The organism is Bacillus sp. B4EP4a (assembly GCF_006680105.1).
GTDB classification, from domain to species: Bacteria; Bacillota; Bacilli; order Bacillales; family DSM-1321; genus Peribacillus; species Peribacillus simplex_E.
In genome coordinates, this window is sequence record NZ_VHIK01000029.1 from 104,835 (window position 1) to 122,825 (window position 17,991).

At 42.7% G+C, this 17,991-nt stretch carries 14 protein-coding genes and 1 other annotated feature; of the genes, 6 read left to right on the forward strand and 8 right to left on the reverse strand.

All coding sequences use genetic code 11. The annotated features are described in order from the left end of the window. Nucleotides 1–468 precede the first annotated feature (468 nt). Entirely contained in the window at nt 469–1,071 is a 603-nt protein-coding gene (gene rpsD / locus FNK51_RS15640) for a 30S ribosomal protein S4 (RefSeq protein WP_098369938.1), read from the forward strand. 98 nt (nt 1,072–1,169) lie between these two features. Here rpsD and tyrS read toward each other — a convergent pair whose 3' ends face one another. Continuing rightward, nucleotides 1,170–2,426 (reverse strand): tyrosine--tRNA ligase, encoded by a 1,257-nt coding sequence (gene tyrS / locus FNK51_RS15645; protein WP_141993930.1) that lies wholly within the window; start codon nt 2,424–2,426, stop codon nt 1,170–1,172. Nucleotides 2,427–2,493: 67 nt separating this feature from the next. After that, nucleotides 2,494–2,710: a binding site (T-box leader), on the reverse strand. A 148-nt stretch (nt 2,711–2,858) separates the two neighbouring features. Here tyrS and FNK51_RS15650 point away from each other — a divergent pair. Next, nucleotides 2,859–5,888, forward strand: a complete 3,030-nt coding sequence (locus FNK51_RS15650) for a transglycosylase domain-containing protein (RefSeq protein WP_141993931.1) — start codon at nt 2,859–2,861, stop codon at nt 5,886–5,888. A gap of 132 nt (nt 5,889–6,020) precedes the next feature. Here the strand turns inward: FNK51_RS15650 and acsA are convergent, their stop codons facing one another. After that, nucleotides 6,021–7,739, reverse strand: coding sequence for an acetate--CoA ligase (gene acsA / locus FNK51_RS15655; protein ID WP_141993932.1), 1,719 nt, complete (start codon nt 7,737–7,739; stop codon nt 6,021–6,023). Nucleotides 7,740–8,084: 345 nt separating this feature from the next. Here acsA and FNK51_RS15660 point away from each other — a divergent pair, with 345 nt between their 5' ends. The 3 genes from FNK51_RS15660 to FNK51_RS15670 are packed head-to-tail and all read left to right on the forward strand — an operon-like array spanning nt 8,085 to nt 10,568. Further along, a complete protein-coding gene (locus FNK51_RS15660; RefSeq protein ID WP_141993933.1) occupies nt 8,085–8,717 on the forward strand; it encodes a GNAT family N-acetyltransferase in 633 nt (210 codons plus the stop codon). A 26-nt stretch (nt 8,718–8,743) separates the two neighbouring features. Further along, nucleotides 8,744–9,394: an acetoin utilization AcuB family protein gene (locus FNK51_RS15665; protein WP_141993934.1), complete on the forward strand. Its 651-nt coding sequence runs from the start codon at nt 8,744–8,746 to the stop codon at nt 9,392–9,394. Then, nucleotides 9,387–10,568 carry an acetoin utilization protein AcuC gene (locus FNK51_RS15670; protein ID WP_141993935.1) on the forward strand — a complete coding sequence of 394 codons (1,182 nt, stop codon included), beginning with the start codon at nt 9,387–9,389 and terminating at the stop codon, nt 10,566–10,568. The genes FNK51_RS15665 and FNK51_RS15670 overlap by 8 nt, the downstream gene beginning before the upstream one ends. Before the next feature lie 82 nt (nt 10,569–10,650). Here FNK51_RS15670 and ccpA read toward each other — a convergent pair whose 3' ends face one another. The 5 genes from ccpA to FNK51_RS15695 all read right to left on the reverse strand — a co-directional run bounded on the left by ccpA (nt 10,651) and on the right by FNK51_RS15695 (nt 15,194). Continuing rightward, nucleotides 10,651–11,655, reverse strand: coding sequence for a catabolite control protein A (gene ccpA, locus FNK51_RS15675; RefSeq protein ID WP_098369931.1), 1,005 nt, complete (start codon nt 11,653–11,655; stop codon nt 10,651–10,653). A 382-nt stretch (nt 11,656–12,037) separates the two neighbouring features. Further along, nucleotides 12,038–13,114, reverse strand: a complete 1,077-nt coding sequence (locus FNK51_RS15680; protein WP_034309244.1) for a bifunctional 3-deoxy-7-phosphoheptulonate synthase/chorismate mutase — start codon at nt 13,112–13,114, stop codon at nt 12,038–12,040. A 493-nt stretch (nt 13,115–13,607) separates the two neighbouring features. Further along, nucleotides 13,608–13,934, reverse strand: a complete 327-nt coding sequence (gene ytxJ, locus FNK51_RS15685) for a bacillithiol system redox-active protein YtxJ (protein WP_098370103.1) — start codon at nt 13,932–13,934, stop codon at nt 13,608–13,610. Nucleotides 13,935–14,063: 129 nt separating this feature from the next. Further along, nucleotides 14,064–14,636 carry a YtxH domain-containing protein gene (locus FNK51_RS15690; protein WP_141993936.1) on the reverse strand — a complete coding sequence of 191 codons (573 nt, stop codon included), beginning with the start codon at nt 14,634–14,636 and terminating at the stop codon, nt 14,064–14,066. A 48-nt stretch (nt 14,637–14,684) separates the two neighbouring features. Continuing rightward, on the reverse strand, nt 14,685–15,194 hold the full coding sequence (locus FNK51_RS15695; RefSeq protein WP_098369929.1) for a DUF948 domain-containing protein: 510 nt from the start codon (nt 15,192–15,194) through the stop codon (nt 14,685–14,687). 229 nt (nt 15,195–15,423) lie between these two features. Here FNK51_RS15695 and FNK51_RS15700 point away from each other — a divergent pair, with 229 nt between their 5' ends. Then, nucleotides 15,424–16,536, forward strand: coding sequence for an aminopeptidase (locus FNK51_RS15700; protein WP_141993937.1), 1,113 nt, complete (start codon nt 15,424–15,426; stop codon nt 16,534–16,536). 56 nt (nt 16,537–16,592) lie between these two features. Here the strand turns inward: FNK51_RS15700 and murC are convergent, their stop codons facing one another. After that, a complete protein-coding gene (gene murC / locus FNK51_RS15705) occupies nt 16,593–17,897 on the reverse strand; it encodes a UDP-N-acetylmuramate--L-alanine ligase (protein WP_098369927.1) in 1,305 nt (434 codons plus the stop codon). Nucleotides 17,898–17,991 lie beyond the last annotated feature (94 nt).

Consider the following 17,991-nt stretch of genomic DNA (forward strand, 5'->3'; position numbering starts at 1 on the left):
TCCTTTCCTGAACTTTTCGCAATATAAAACCCCTCATAGGCCCTTTTGACATTTTTAGCGAAGAAACAGGATTGAGCCATCCCATGGCATAGGCACCCATGAAATGTCTCAAACCATCCATAATTTTTGGATTCATTATTTCATAATGCTTACAATGAAAAAAAACACTCTATAAATTGCATTTTTTTAATATTTTGTATTTTCCTGCTGTGATACTCTTTATCTATTCCTTAATAAATCATAACTGTCCTTGACTCATTGAGCAGAATATTATACAATACTCCTTGTGTAAAATATTGCAGCCTATGTGACAGCCTTTATGTTCTCATTTTGTTCCTCAATTCAGAGGTGTATCTCGTAACTCTCTGCTGCTAGGGCGAAGGTACATGAAAACAAAATGGTCATGATCGTACATTCACACGGTTTTTATTTTACCAAAATAAAAACATTTAAAGGAGGAGTCATCCTATGGCTCGTTATACTGGCCCAAGCTGGAAACTATCCCGTCGTTTAGGAATTTCCCTAACAGGTACTGGTAAAGAATTAGAAAAACGCCCTTATGCTCCAGGACAACATGGTCCTAACCAACGCAGAAAAATTTCTGAATACGGAATGCAACTGCAAGAGAAACAAAAACTTCGTCACATGTACGGAATCACTGAACGTCAATTCCGTTCAATGTTCGACCGCGCTGGCAAACTTAAAGGTGTTCATGGTGAAAACTTCATGATTCTTCTTGAATCACGTCTTGACAACCTAGTTTACCGTCTTGGTTTAGCTCGTACACGTCGTCAAGCACGTCAACTTGTTAACCACGGTCACATCACTGTAGACGGAAGCCGCGTAGACATTCCATCTTACAAAGTGTCTCTTGGACAAACAATCTCAGTTCGTGAAAAATCACGCAACTTCTCAATCATCAAAGAATCAGTTGAAGCAACTAACTTCGTTCCTGATTTCCTTACTTTCGATGCTGAGAAATTAGAAGGTACTTTCACTCGTTTACCAGAACGTTCTGAATTGCCTGCTGAAATTAACGAAGCTCTTATCGTTGAGTTCTACTCTCGTTAATAACTTCAAAAAACCTCATCCTTGGATGGGGTTTTTTTTTGCACCTAAACACCCTTGCATGACAAAGCCCGGCTGGGATTCAGCCGGGCTTTGAACAATCATTTCACTAATGTGTATTTCTTCTTGCCGCGACGAACGAGGATGAACTCCCCTTCAATCTTGGCAGCTTCCGTCACTACATATTGCAGATCAGTCACTTTCTCCCCATTAATGGAGATTGCCCCATTCTGAATATCTTCACGGGCTTGACGCTTTGATGGCGAAATTTTCGCTTCAACGATTAAATCGACCAAACCGATATCTTCTTTGCTCTCACGTTCGAAGCTAGGGACATCTTTAAAGCCCAATTTGATTTCCGCTGCACTTAAATTCTTCACCTCACCGCTGAATAGGGCGGCAGAGATTTTGATTGCTTGTTCAAGAGCTTCCTGACCATGAATCAAACGGGTCATTTCTTCCCCTAAAGCTTTTTGTGCTTTACGCAAATGCGGTTCGGACTGTACGGATTGCTCTAACTCTTCAATCGCCTCACGAGATAGGAATGTGAAGAATTTCAGGTATTTCACGACATCAGCATCGGCTGTATTGATCCAGAATTGATAAAATTCATACGGAGTCGTCTTTTCCGGGTCAAGCCAAATCGCTCCGCCTTCCGTCTTACCGAATTTCGTTCCATCCGCTTTCGTTACGAGCGGGATCGTCATACCGAATGCTTTAGCATTCTCATCATTGGATTTCCTGATCATTTCAAGACCGGTCGTAATGTTGCCCCATTGATCACTGCCGCCAATTTGCAATTTACAGTCGTAATTGCTGTATAAATGACCGAAATCAATTCCTTGTAAGATCGTGTACGCAAATTCAGTAAAGGAAATTCCCGTATCCAAGCGGGAAGCAACCGTATCTTTTGCCAGCATGTAGTTTATGCCGATGTATTTCCCGTAATCCCGCAAGAATGTAACCATATCGATTTTACCTATCCAGTCATAGTTATTGACCATGACCGCACCATTTTCACCGTCGAATTCAAAGATGTGGGATAGCTGCCCTTTTATGCAGTCTGCATTATAAAGCACTTTTTCCAGTGTTTGCAGCTGGCGTTCCTCTTTTTTACCGCTTGGATCACCAATAAGTCCAGTCGCACCGCCTACTAGCACAAGTGGACGATGTCCGTGCTGCTGGAAACGGCGCAATGTCAAGAATGGCAATAGATGTCCGATGTGCATACTATCCGCAGTTGGATCGACACCACAGTATAAAGAAATTTTCTCTTTTTCTAGAAGGGCCTTAAAACCCTCTTCATCCGTTTGTTGATAAATAATCCCTCTCCACTCGAGGTCTTTAAGCAATTCCATTAAATATTCCTCCTCCATCTTAGAAAAAACCCGCAAAAAGCACACAAAAACGCCCCTTCATAAAATATGAAGGGACGAATGAATTCGCGGTACCACCCAACTTGAGGACATAATATGCCCTCCGCTCAAGACGAATAACGGCCGTCAACCGTTTCCTGCTACTAATCATTTCACAGCAAATGCTCAAGGAAGTAATTCATCATACCATTTGTACCGATTTCCACTAACCACCGGCTCTCTGAAACAGGGATAGTCTGACTACTGGGTCCTATCATCGCGATCATTTAATCATTTTATTATTGTTAATAAACTTTTATCATACATAAGAATCATTGTCAACATCACCCTTACAGATTCTAGAAAAATAAGAAAGATGCCTTTCCCCTACCTGTTATATGCTATAATATATGTGATTTCAGGGGGTATGATACGATGAATAATAATCAAAAAGATAGATTTCTAACAATCTGGAAGCAGCTGACCCGTTTTTTTCAAAATGAAAAAACACACAAAAACGCGCGGGTTACATACCAAGTCATTTGGAATTTAACGCTGATCCTCATTATTGTCGGGATTCTAGGATTCTCATTCGCCGGCGGCGTCGGGGCCGGCTATTTCGCTGCCCTCGTCAATGATGAGCCGGTACGCTCAAAAGAAGATTTAAAAAAAGACATTTACAATTATGAAGAGACCTCTGAAGTATACTTTGCTGATAACGTATACTTGGGCAAGCTTAAGAGTGACCTTGAGCGTGAAGAAGTGTCCATCGATAAAGTTTCCGAGCATCTAAAAAATGCAGTCATCGCTACAGAAGATGAGTATTTTTATGAGCATGATGGAGTTGTCCCGAAAGCCATCCTGCGTGCCGTTTACCAGGAATTTTCGAATGCAGCCGTCCAATCGGGAGGAAGTACATTAACACAGCAGCTCATTAAAAACCAGGTCCTCACCAACGAAGTATCATTTGAACGGAAAGCAAAAGAAATCCTTCTTGCGCTCCGGGTCGAAAAGTTCTTTGAAAAAGAAGAGATTTTGGAAACCTACTTAAACGTCTCCACTTTGGGACGAAACTCTTCAGGCCGTAACATCGCTGGTGTCGAGTCCGCCGCTGAAGGTATTTTTGGCGTGGAGGCCAAAGATCTGACGCTGCCCCAATCAGCCTTTATCGCTGGATTGCCGCAAAGCCCTTTCGGTTATACACCATATACCCAGAAAGGAAAACTGAAAGAAAATCAAGAGCCCGGCATCAACCGGATGAAAACCGTTTTAAAGCGGATGTATAGTAACGGATACATAACAAAAGAAGAATATGATAAAGCAGTCGCATACGACATAACAAAAGACTTTATCGGTAAAACGGAGATGCCATCCGAGAAATATCCATGGCTCACCTATGAAATCGAAAAACGCTCCATCGAAATCCTATCTGTCAGTCTGGCAAAAGAAGATGGATATGAAGAGAAAGATTTAAAGAATGATGATTTAAAAGATCAATATCTAGCACTTGCCGATCGTAAGCTGCGTCAAAACGGCTATCAGATCTATACGACAATCGATAAAAAGATTTATGACAAGATGCAGGAAGTAACGAAAAACTATCCGAATTACGGATACGATAAGACGGCACAAGTCGTCGATCCTGATACGAAAGAAATGAAAACGGTGAGTGAGCCCGTTGAAGCCGGGGCCATTCTTATCGAAAATAAAACAGGAAAAATCATCAGTTTCGTAGGCGGCCGTGATTTCAAGCGGGAACAGACGAATCATGCAACCGCATCACTGCGATCGAACGGATCAACGATGAAGCCGCTGCTCGTATATGGCCCAGGAATCGAGTTAGGAAAGATCTCACCTGGAAGCGTATCGGCCAACGTACCCATTTCCATTCCAGCAGGATCAATGTGGCGGCCAGGAAACTATGGCGGCGGAAGCTATACGGGGGTAACGACAGCCCGTGAGGCACTGAAGAATTCCTATAATATCCCGGCAGCGCTCTTTTACATGAAAATAATCAACCAAGGTCCAGCTTCCTATTTGGAAAAAATGGGCTTCACAACAGTGACGAAAGAAGATTACTCTAATCCATCCATGTCACTGGGAGCTATGTCAAAAGGTGTAACCGTTGAAGAGAACGTCAATGCATTTGGCACATTTGCCAATTCAGGGGAATTCGTCGATGCTTATATGATCGATAAAATCGTATCAAAAGATGGCGAGGTCATCTATGAACATAAAGCGAAACCAGTGGAAGTATTTTCGCCGCAAGCCGCTTACTTGACGCTTGATATGATGCGTGATGTCGTAAACAGCGGGACGGCCGCTTCGGTCAGGAACCGACTCGCTTTCTCAAGTGATTGGGCAGGCAAGACCGGAACTTCCCAAAACTATTGGGACGCTTGGTTCGTCGCTACCAATCCAAATGTATCATTCGGTACATGGCTCGGATATGACACACCGAAATCCTTGCAAGGGACCTACAATGGTCTGGAATATAATAAACGTAATATGTATTATTGGGCAGATCTGATCAATGCCGCATACAAAGTCGATCCTAAACTCATCGACCCCGATAAGCGATTTGAAATGCCAGGCGGAATTGTCAACCGTTCCTTCTGCGGCGTTTCAGGACTGCTGCCTTCAAGTGCATGCCAAAAGGCAGGTCTTGTAAAATCAGATTTATTCATCGCCAAATATGCTCCATCCAGGACGGATGATAGTTTCATAGATGGACAATATGTATCAGTCGGCAGCAAACGCTACGCAGCCCTTCCGCAAACGCCTGGCGAATTCACAAGCGGCGGGTTCATGTTGAATCCCGATTCCTTTGCAGATATCGGACTGAAATATGTCGATGACCCGGGATCCGTGATTCCTGGAGGCGAAAAATCAGGAAATGTCGTCGGAGCGAAAGCGAAATTGAATGATAATGGCAAAGCACCAGATCCCCTATCCATAACGATCAGTAACGATAAGATTACATGGGGCCTGCATCATGAAGGAGATGTCGTCGGTTATCGTGTCTATAAGGACGGCAAAAAAGTGGCGAGCATTAATGCTGGTGGGAGTCTTGTTTACAAAGTCGGCTCAGGCGGTTCCTATTACGTAACGGCCGTAGACATAGTCGGTAAAGAATCAGCCCCTTCCCAACGTGTTGAAAGCGGCGATAAAAAGACAGGTTCAAAAGAAGATTCCGCAAAAAATAAAGATGATCGCGGAAAAGATAAAGTAGCTAACGAAGATAAAAAACCAGACTCAAAAGAAGAGAACGGTTCAGATAAAGAAAAAGAACCAGAAAATGAAACAAATAAAGATAAAGAGCCAGCCCTAGACAAAGATCAAAACAAAGAAAATACTGATAAAGAAAATCAAGAGACCGACAAAGATCAAGACACAGTCAATGATAAAGACACAGTCAATGATAAAGAGCAAGACACGGATAAAGCTGAAGAAGAGGAAGAATGACACTCTTTCTTGAACTAAAACAGTCTGTCGGGTTAGCCCGACAGACTGTTTCCTTATAATCTCCCAAAAAGGCATCCATGAAAGTGACAATGGATGCCTTTTCCTTTTCAATAATCAGCATGACTCAGTTTCTCAGTCCTCCATCGATGATAAATCACCAGTTGGCAAATCAAGTTCCCAAGCTTTCAGGACACGGCGCATGATTTTACCGCTTCTTGTTTTAGGAAGCTTATCCCTGAATTCAATTTCACGAGGTGCCGCATGTGCTGCTAGACCATGCTTTACAAATGTACGAATTTCCTCAATCAACTCATCGTTTGCATCGTATCCGTCACGAAGGGCGATAAACGCTTTGATAATTTCCCCCCGAACCGGATCCGGCTTACCGATGACACCCGCTTCAGCTACGGCTGGATGCTCGACCAACTTGCTTTCCACTTCGAAAGGTCCAACTCTCTCCCCTGCCGTCATGATGACATCATCCACACGGCCTTGGAACCAGAAATAACCATCTTCATCCATATATGCGGAATCCCCGGACACATACCAATCACCTGGCATAAAGTAAGATTCATATTTCGCTTCATTCTTCCAGACGGTCTTCATCATCGAAGGCCACCCTTTCTTGATGGCAAGGTTCCCCATTCTATGCGGCGGAAGCTCGTTGCCTTGATCATCCACTATCGCCGCCTTCACACCAGGAATCGGTTTACCCATCGAACCCGGTTTGATTTCCAGGCAAGGATAATTGCAGATGACCTGTGCCCCGGTCTCCGTCATCCACCATGTATCATGGATACGGTGATTGAATACCTTCATTCCCCAGCGCACCACTTCCGGGTTCAACGGTTCACCGACACTTAAAATATGGCGGAGAGTGCTTAAATCGAACCGCTTAACGATTTCGTCACCTGCGCCCATCAGCATCCTGAAGGCCGTCGGGGCACTATACCATACCGTGACACCAAAGTCTTCCAAGGTCTTGTACCAAGATTCAGGCTTGAACCGCCCGCCTACAATGACATTCGAGGTGCCTGTCAGCCAAGGTCCAAAGATCCCGTAAGACGTCCCTGTCACCCATCCAGGGTCCGCTGTGCACCAATACACGTCCTCATCCTGCAAATCAAGGACCCATCTTGCTGTTTGATAATGCTGGATCATCGCATTATGAACGTGAAGCACTCCTTTTGGTTTGCCTGTGGAACCGGAGGTATAGTGAAGAATCAGACCGTCATTCCGATCCACCCATTCAATTTCGAAATTTTTATCGGCTTCTTTTAATTTTTTATTGAAGTGATGGTACTTTCCTTCTTCTTTTATATTTTCCCCCACCAAGAAAATATGCTTTAAATGGGGTAGCTCATCCACTGGGACGCGCGGCAAAAGTTCAGGTGTCGTCACGATCACACTTGCCTCACTATCTTCAAGACGATCCCTTATTGCGCCTTCCATGAAGGCTTCGAACAACGGCCCTACGACCGCTCCCGTTTTAATCGCGCCCAACAATGCAAAATAAAGCTCCGGGGAGCGAGGCATGAAGATGAAAACACGATCACCTTTTTCCACATTTGCAATGTTCTTGAACACATTGGCCGCCTGATTCGTATAATCTTTCATTTCCTTGAATGTATACTTTTCATTTCTTTTATCGTCTTTGTAATAAAGGGCTACTTTATTCTTTTTGTATGTTTCGACATGGCGGTCAATGGCTTCATGTGCAAGATTCACTTTACCGGTTTCAGACCAGGAGAATTCCTTTTCCGTCTCAGACCAGTCAAACTTCTTGTATTTTTCATCATAATTCTTTAAATTAAAATTACCTTCCACTACTGGCAACGCTTTCACATTCATACGACAAACTCCCCCTTCATTCGGCTCTATATTTTTATTATAGTATAAGAAGACAATTTTCTCAATTTTTAAAATATTAAGTATTTCCATATTAGGGAAAATCCAGCTTGCTGAATTTTGAAAATTACAAGTATGTTATAGTTAAGGTGAATTCATGTTGATGGCTCGGAAAGAAGAAGCACTGTAACAAAAGATTCATATATGTGTTGAACTTTCTAAATTATGCCCCTTGTTTTTATGTATAATTTATTTAAGCTTTCCATTCGGTCAGTTTTTACAAGCAATGCTTCTTATACTCCGGAATGCTAGAGTGTAAGATTACTACATAACAAGGGTGGTGAAAGAATGGAATATAATAAGACCTTCTATACTAAGGAACTGCAGACATTGAGCGGGACGCTCATCATCGAAGGGCCGTTGAACGGCGAAAAAATGTCCGCTTATGAGTTTCACGAGGACTTGGTCGCCTTTCGCCCGCCTGCTTTGCAGCATAAAGCGTTAATAGAGATTGCAGACTTGCCTGAGGGCAGGATCTTTATCGCCCGTGAAAATAAAACGATCGTGGGATATGTAACTTACTTATATCCCGATCCATTGGAGCGCTGGTCGGAAATTAAGATGGAGGACTTGATTGAGCTTGGTGCAATCGAGGTCATCCCTAAATACCGGGGTGCCTCCGTCGGGAAGAACCTGATCCGCCTTTCCATGGAAGACGATTCGGTTGAAGACTTCATCATCATCACCACTGAATACTATTGGCATTGGGATTTGAAAGGGACAGGACTGAATATTTGGGACTATCGCAAGGTCATGGAAAAAATGATGAGTGCGGGTGGCCTGGTCTACTTTGCAACAGATGATCCTGAAATCAGTTCCCACCCGGCCAACTGCCTGATGGCCCGTATCGGCAAAAGAGTCCCGCCGGAATCCATCCAGAAGTTCGACCAATTGCGTTTTATGAATCGGTTTATGTATTAAAGAGGCGAATAAGAGGAGGAAGGAAAATGATTGTAGAAACAATAATGAATGAGGATATTATCACCCTCACTCCAACCGATACAATCCATAGCGCTGTCATGATCATCAAAGAGAAGCGAATTCGCCATATACCCATTGTCGATGACAGCTATCATCTTGTGGGATTAGTCAGCGACCGAGATATTCGGGATGCTGCCCCTTCTATATTCCGTACCGCAGAATACAAAAATGATTTACAAAAACCATTATCAAGCATCATGAAAACGGAAATAATCACGGGGCACCCGCTGGATTTTGTGGAAGAAATCGGGGCTGTTTTTTGTGATAACAATATCAGCTGCCTTCCAATCGTAAAGGGAAGGAAGTTAGTGGGCATCATAACCGGTTCCGATTTACTTCATTCATACGTTGAGTTGACTGGAGTCAATCAGCCCGGTTCCCAAATCGAAATCAGAATCCCGGATAGGGCAGGTTCCCTTCATGATATTGCCCATATTTTCAAAAGGCGCAATTCGAATATCCTGAGCACCCTTGTTTATCCTGAAAAAAATGGAACCGATTATAAAATTCTTGTAATTCGTGTACAGACGATGAATCCATTTATGGTGGTGGAGGATTTGAAGAAAGAAGGCTATACCGTTTTATGGCCTAACCTACCGGGGATTTCACATGAATGATACACCCCTTTTCGTCTATTCGGATGAACTCCTTACCTACAAATTCAACGATGAACATCCATTCAATCAAAAACGGCTTAAGCTCACGCTTGATTTATTAAAAAAACACCATGCCATCAATGATGATCAAATTATCAAGCCCAGAATGGCTACCGATGAAGAATTGGAACTGATCCATGATCACCATTATGTAAACGCTGTCAAATTAGCAGGCCAGGGAAAGCTCCCCCCCGAAAAGGCAGTAAATTATGGGCTGGGAACAGAGGATACCCCTATCTTCCCCAAGATGCACGAAGCGAGTGCCTTGCTTGTAGGCGGTACCTTGACGGCTGTGGATGCCGTCATGACCGGTCAGTCCCTGCACGCACTTAATCTTGGCGGGGGCCTGCATCACGGTTTCCGCGGGAAAGCCTCAGGCTTTTGCATTTACAATGATAGTTCGGTCGCGATTAAATACCTGCAAAAAAAATATGGGGCACGTGTCTTGTATGTCGATACCGATGCACATCATGGTGACGGAGTCCAATGGTCATTTTATGATGATCCCGATGTATGCACCCTATCCATTCATGAAACGGGGCGCTACTTATTTCCCGGCACCGGCAATATTAACGAGCGGGGCCAGGGAAAAGGCTACGGCTATTCATTCAACATCCCGGTCGATGCGTTCACTGAAGATGAATCCTGGCTCGAATGCTATAGGGCTTCTTTTAAGGAGGTCATTGAATTCTTCAAACCGGATGTCATATTAACGCAAAACGGGGCCGATTCCCATTATTACGATCCGCTCACCCATTTATCTGCCACCATGAAGATTTATAGGGAAATACCAAAGTTGGCCCACGAAATGGCCCATAAGTTTTGCGAAGGACGGTGGATTGCAGTAGGCGGCGGCGGATATGATATATGGCGCGTCGTCCCGAGGGCTTGGGCGAGGGTCTGGCTTGAAATGACGAACAATGATATATCAGGTCCCCTATCAAAGGAATGGCTCGATTGCTGGCAGCCTGAGTCCCCTGTTACCCTGCCGGATGAATGGGATGACATGGAGGATATATACGAACCCATTCCGAGGAAGCCTGAAATTACCGAGAAGAATGCCCTGACGCTTGAAAAGGTCCTTTATCCCATCAGGTCTTCCAAGCAAACTTCGAAAAGCAATGAACAAAGTTAGCCAAAAGATCGTTGAAAAACGATCTTTTTTGTCCGGTTGAGAAACAAAAGAGAGTGCCCTCCGGGACACTCTCCAAACAAGTTTATTTCGTTGATTGACGGTTTTCAATCCGATGCGGCAGGATCACTTTTTCAAGACCTTCCTCCACTTGTTCTTTATTCATCAACTTCGTAAGAAGCCTCATCGCAACCGCACCAATGTCATATAAAGGCTGAACGATCGTCGTGATTTGCGGACGCACCATCAATGTCAATCTCGTGTTATCGAAGCTGATCACCTCAAAGTCCTCCGGTACATTATACCCTTTGTCCTGTGCGGCATGGACAATTCCAAGAGCCATTTCATCAGCACCGGCGATGAATGCCGTCGGTCTGTCTTCAACTTCCAGGTACTTTTCAAAAGATTCAATTCCTGAATCATATGTATAATCACCTTCAACAATATAACTTTCATCAAATGAAAGACCAGCTTCTTTCAACCCTCGTTTATAACCAGTCAATTTCATTTCATTAATCAGCGCGGAAGGGTTTCCGCTTACAAAAGCGATATGCTTGTGGCCTTTATCAGCAAAGAATGTCACTGCGTCGAATGCCGCTGCCTCATAATCAATATTAACCGATGGAACTTGCCCGCTTTCATCCACCGAACCTGCCAGTACGATTGGAACCGGTGAATTCTTAAACTCTTTGACATGCTCATCAGAGATGTTGCCGCCCATGAACACGATACCATCCACTTGTTTTCCAAGCATCGTATTCAGCAAATGGAATTCCTTATCTATATTCTCATCAGAACTGCTTAGAATGATATTGTATTTATACATCGTGGCTATATCTTCTATGCCCCGTGCCAATTCGGCAAAAAAGATGCTCGAGATATCCGGGATGATGACCCCGACTGTAGTCGTTTTCTTTGAGGCAAGTCCCCTTGCCACTGCATTGGGACGGTACCCTAACTTCTCAATCACATCGGAAACTTTCTTCCTTGTTGCAGGCTTTACATTTGGATTCCCGTTAACTACGCGGGAAACGGTGGCCATGGAAACATTCGCCTCACGCGCCACATCATAAATGGTTATATTATTCATTCATCCATTCCTCCATTTCTTTCATTTTCCCCATAAAAGACCCGAATTATTTCGAAAAAAAATCTTTTATGCGTTTTTCTCTATAAGGAAGATTATTTTAGGAACGATCTGCCTAACAAAAATGCAGTCCTACTCTCTTCTCAGTCAAATATTCAATACCCTATTCAAGTATAAAATTCACATAGATATCACTTTATGTATGACTCAATCTTCCGAACAGTTCTCATTCTTGTTATTTATCATACGATAGTAGAATCTTTCCTGCAATCCAATAGTGCTTATTTCGAAGCTTTTTCTGCAAAAACTAGTATTTTACCATTAAAAAAAGCCCTTGCCAAGTTGGTAAGGGCCGTAAGTAGATCATTTTAAAGACTTTCTTAGCTTATACAGTTACCCAGTTCAAACGTTTAATTTCATCGTAGAATTCATCAAATTGTTTGAAGTCCATTTGCTGTGCAGAATCCGATAAAGCAACGGAAGGATCTGGATGCACTTCAGCCATAACACCGTCAGCACCGATTGCAAGAGCCGCTTTAGCCGTAGGAAGCAGAAGATCGCGACGTCCAGTTGAATGCGTCACATCAACCATGACTGGTAAATGAGTTTCTTGTTTTAAAATCGGTACAGCAGAGATATCAAGTGTATTCCTTGTTGCTTTTTCGTAAGTACGGATACCGCGTTCACAAAGGATGATGTTGCCATTGCCCTGCGACATGATGTATTCCGCTGCATGAATGAACTCTTCAATCGTTGCAGCCAGTCCACGTTTTAAAAGAACTGGTTTATTTACAGCACCTGCAGCTTTTAGCAAGTCGAAGTTTTGCATGTTGCGCGCCCCGATTTGGATGACATCGATATGATCGATCGCCGCTTCAATATCGTTGGCACTCACGATTTCACTGATGACAGCCAAGCCGTATTCATCAGCAACACGTTTAAGTATTTGTAAACCTTCCAAACCAAGCCCTTGGAAGTCATATGGAGATGTACGTGGCTTAAATGCACCGCCGCGCATCAATTTCAGACCTTTAGCTTTAATGACTTCCGCCACCGCAGCTGTCTGTTCATAAGATTCAACCGCACATGGTCCGAAAACGAAGCTAGGGATCCCGTTACCTACCAATTCACCTTTAATGTCGATGATCGTGTCTTCAGCCTTTTGTTTTCTTGATACAAGAAGCGTTTTCTTCTGATCATCTTTTTGAAGCTCCAAGCCCAATTTAAAGATTTCTTTGAAAATATGTTTAATCGAACCAAGATCAAGCGGTCCTTGATTATTGGCTTCGATAAGATCCAGCATTGTTCTTTCACGGACCGGATCGTAACGGTTTACACCTTGTTTTTCTTTAACGCGACCAATTTCCTGTACAAGTTCAGCACGTTGATTAATAAGATGTAATAACTGAAGGTTCACATCATCCAGTTGATTACGAAGTCCATCAAGCTCTTTGTTGCTCATTACATATCCATCCCTTCGTTTTTTAAAATAGAAATCGGCTCAGCGGACTCAAACTAAAAAATCCCATCTGGATCCTCGAACATCCACCCCGATTGTATTATCAATGAAAAATTTAGAATATTTCATGTATGATTAAATCAATTATAAATGAAGTGCCCATAAATGTCACGATATTTTTCTTTAATAATTAAACGCTTTTAAGCATTAAAGTTATGAATGCATAAAATCAGGTGTTTCATGCAGGAAAAACGATTTAGACTGAATATTGGAACAATCCGTTGTAGGAATTATATTGGAAATAGAACAAGAAAGCTATAATTTAATTGATATTTTATCTTAAAGAGCATTGGACCATGATCAAATCGTCTGCCACTTGAACAGGAAGGGCCTTTAAAGAAAAGGTTTCCCCTTGAGACCGTTTAAAATTCACATGGCCACCAAATGGAATAATAAAAGGCCGGACCCCTTACAAAAGGGATCCGGCCTTCATCATTCATTCAGTAATGGCCTTGCTCAATGAATCATATGTAATCCGCCAATGAGATTCATTCCAGGCAGGTTTTCCACTTTTAAAAAGGATGGCCTGAGGTGATTGATGTTTGACATCAAATGTTTCTGCCACATAATTAGATAGTGGACGAGCTTCCTGAACGGCTAAATAGGCCGTTTTAAGTTGTTCGTTCCCCAAGATGTACCTCTCATATTGTTCAAATGCTTCAGCACTGACCGGGCACGTTACACTATGCTTGAAAAGCAGGAATGTATCCTCTTTTAGAAGCTCATTGAATTGTTCTTCTGTTTCGATTTTGCTCATGACCATAAAACAGTCTCCTTTCCTTGTCCATATAAATTTTACCATCAAAAAGGCGATGAAGCCATCAAAGCACTTCACCGCCTTATTCTTCGTCCCTTTATGCCTCTTCATCCCCATTAAAGGAATCCAAGGAGTTTATTTCATTAGATTATTCTCTGTTTCATCAAATGCCTTTTTCGCTTCATCAAGTTTTAATTTTGCCGCATTCTTGTTTCCGCTTGTAGGATCTGCAGGATTATTTTCCGAGTCATTGCCGTTAGCAAAGTTCGTTTCGACGGATACGATAGGAGAATCGGAAGTTCCGGTTACATCTATATCCTTATTGCTGGAATTCGTCGTATCATCAGCCGCGTCGCCGTTTTCTTTTCCCGTTTTTAAGCTTTTCACTTTATTGACGATATTTGAAGATTTGTTGGAAACGATTTCCGTGACGGAGCTTGTTTTTTCTTTTGCAGTATCAGCAAGGAATGTTCCTTTTTCCATTGCCGTTTGTCTTAATCTTTCTGTTTTCTCTGAAATGTTTTTAGCTTGTTCATTGAAGTCATTCCTTAATTCCTTGCCTGTTTTCGGGGCCATGAACAAAGCTGTAGCCGCTCCGATCATCCCGCCGATCAAGGCGCCAATCATAAAGTCCTTCGAATTGATCGAGTCGCGTTCGTCCTCATAAGATTTCTGATAGTCGTTTGCCGCAAATTCTTTTTGAGTCATAATACATTCCCCTTTCAATTTTCAGTTCATTTTTTATTTAACTAGATTTTAAGATCTAGAACGTAAAAACCTTTTTTTAGGCAGGTTATCTGTTTCAAGCGCTTCCCTTTCTAACTCCGCCCTTTCGGTTGGGGTCGGGGCAGACTGTTTGCTTCTGGCCTTCCACTTGTCCCTTATCTCCATGGCTACATTGCTCCATTGTACAATTTGTGAGATTCGTTCTTGATTATTATCAATCTCAGCCTGCACTTTATGGGAAACCTTTTGGATGGAAGAATTAAAGCTAGAGATGGATGTGCCAACATCCTTCACGGCATCCACCACCGTGTTCAGGTTTTCCGACTTTTGCTGCAAATCTTCAGCCAACGTATTCGTTTTATGTAATAACTGAGTAGTTTCGAGCGTTATGCCCTGCATTTGGCTCTCTAGTCCTGTCAGCGTCCGGGCCACACTGTCCAGGGTAGTTTGAAGTGATGTCAGTACCTTTGTTAGGAAAATAACAAGTACCAAAAAAGCTATCGCTGCAACAGCAGCACTTACGTATAAAATAATCTCCATTGGAACACCTCCGAAAAAAATCGACTTATTTAATGGCTGTTAGATATTAATTACCCCTTCCCTATTATTATAAACTTATTTATTTTTTCAATATACCCTATCAAACCCTAATCTGGAAATATTGTTGTCTGCATCCAGTTCCTCCGTGAAATTCATGGGTGACACTTATGGCAGGAAATCGGGTATGATAGAAAAGATAAGTCGAATTTAAACAATGGAGGTATTTTTTATGAAAGATCCCAGAATTGGTACATTGGCCAAAAACTTAATCAATTATTCCGTGAAGCTTCAAAAAGGTGAAAGAATCTTGATCGAAAACTTCGGATTGCAGCGTGAGCTTGTTAACGCACTTGTGAATGAAGCCTATGCAGCAGGTGGTTACCCATTCGTCCTTTTAAAGGATCACCAAGTGGATCGTGCCTTGCTGATGGGTGCCAAAGAAGAACAGTACAAGTTGATGGGTGAGTTTGAAGCAAACGTAATGAAACAGATGGATGCTTATATCGGGCTTCGTGCCGGGGATAATATCAATGAACAATCCGATGTCCCTTCAGAGAAGATGGCGATTCATGGACAGACAGTCGGTAAAGTACATAGAAATATCCGCGTGCCAAAAACAAAATGGGTCGTACTTCGCTACCCGACAAATTCAATGGCCCAATTAGCCAAAATGAGTACAGAAGCATTCGAAGACTTTTATTTCGAAGTCTGCAACCTCGACTATGGCAAAATGAGCGCAGCAATGGACAATCTTGTTGAATTGATGGATAAAACGGATAAGGTCCGCTTAACTGGGCCCGGTACGGACCTAACCTTCTCCATCAAAGACATTAAAGCCATCAAATGTGCGGGTGAGCTAAACATTCCTGACGGTGAAGTATATACGGCTCCGGTTAAAGATTCCATCAATGGAGTGATTTCGTATAATACTCCGTCCCCTTATCAGGGTTTTACTTTTGAAAACGTGAAGTTGACATTCAAGGATGGAAAAATCGTTGAAGCGGTTGCGAATGATACGGAACGCATCAACAAAATTTTTGATACTGATGAAGGCGCACGATATGTCGGTGAATTTGCAATTGGTGTAAATCCTTATATTCTACACCCGATGCAAGATATCCTCTTTGATGAAAAAATTGATGGAAGTTTTCATTTTACTCCCGGACAATGCTATGATGATGCCTTTAACGGAAACCATTCAGACATTCACTGGGACCTGGTCAATATCCAGCGGCCTGAATATGGCGGCGGGGAAATCCATTTTGATGACGTCTTGATACGTAAGGACGGACGCTTCGTTTTACCGGAACTGGAAAATTTAAATCCAGAAAATTTAAAATAACATAAACACCAATAAAAAAAAACGACCGATCCGCTACTAACGGATGGTCGTTTTTTTTATTTTACCTGCAGTGAATGCTCGTAGGCTGCCTGGAACTTTTGAATGTCCCCCGCACCCATGAATAACACGACACTGTTTTCATGATGTTGCAATATTGATGTTGTGTTCTCCGTAATCAGCTCGGCACCGGGAATCTTATCTTGAAGGTCTTCAATCGATAACTTCCCTTGATGTTCACGAGCAGATCCAAAAATTTCACATAAGTATACTTTGTCGGCCAAATTCAAGCTGTCGGCGAATTCATCCAGGAATGCCTGCGTTCTCGAGAAAGTATGTGGCTGGAATACCGCAACAACTTCACGCTCTGGATATTTCTGACGCGCCGAGTCGACAGTTGCAGAGATCTCGGTCGGATGGTGTGCATAATCATCAATGATGATCTGACTCCCGATTTCCTTTTCGGAGAACCGGCGTTTAACTCCGCCAAAAGTCCGCAACTGGGCTTTCACAGCTTCCGTATCCAAGTTTTCATATTTACAAAGTGCAATGACACCAAGTGCATTCAACACATTATGCTTTCCAAAAGTAGGAATAGTGAATGTATCATAGTAATTGTTCCTTACATGCACATCAAAAGTCGTGCCATCCGGAGTGACGGAAACATTTTTCGCTTGAAAATCATTTCCTTCTGCAAATCCGTAAAAAATAACCGGTACTTTCGCCTGAATATGTGGTAAATGCTCATCATCCCCGCACGCAATGATGCCTTTGTTGACTTGAAGGGCCATCGTTTGGAAAGCCTCGAACACGTCTTCGACATTGGCGTAATAATCAGGATGATCAAAATCGATATTCGTCATGATTGCATAATCCGGATAATAGGAAAGGAAATGACGGCGATATTCACATGCTTCGAATACGAAGTAATCAGAATTCACGATACCTTTACCCGTTCCATCCCCAATCAAGAAGGATGTCGGTTTAGCGCCCCCCATTACATGGGCAAGCAAACCGGTCGTCGATGTTTTACCATGCGCTCCCGTAACGGCCACGCTAATGAAGTTTTTCATGAAATCACCTAGGAAGCGGTGATAACGGATAATCGGCAAATCAAGTTCTTTTGCCTTCACGATTTCCGGATGACTATCCGGAAACGCATTTCCTGCAATGATGGTCATTCCAGGTTGAATATTTTCCTCGTTGAAAGGAAGGATTTTAATCCCGGCTTTTTCTAATGCCAATTGTGTAAAAAATTCTTTTTCGTAATCGGAACCCTGCACTTCAATATTCATATCATGCAGTATTTGTGCAAGAGCACTCATACCCGACCCTTTAATTCCCACAAAATGGTAAGCAGTCATAAAGCGAACCTCCACCAATCGTCTACCTGTATGACAGTATATGACGTCATCTTTTATTTGTTTTTTCCATTACGAGACTTGTTAGTAACGCAAT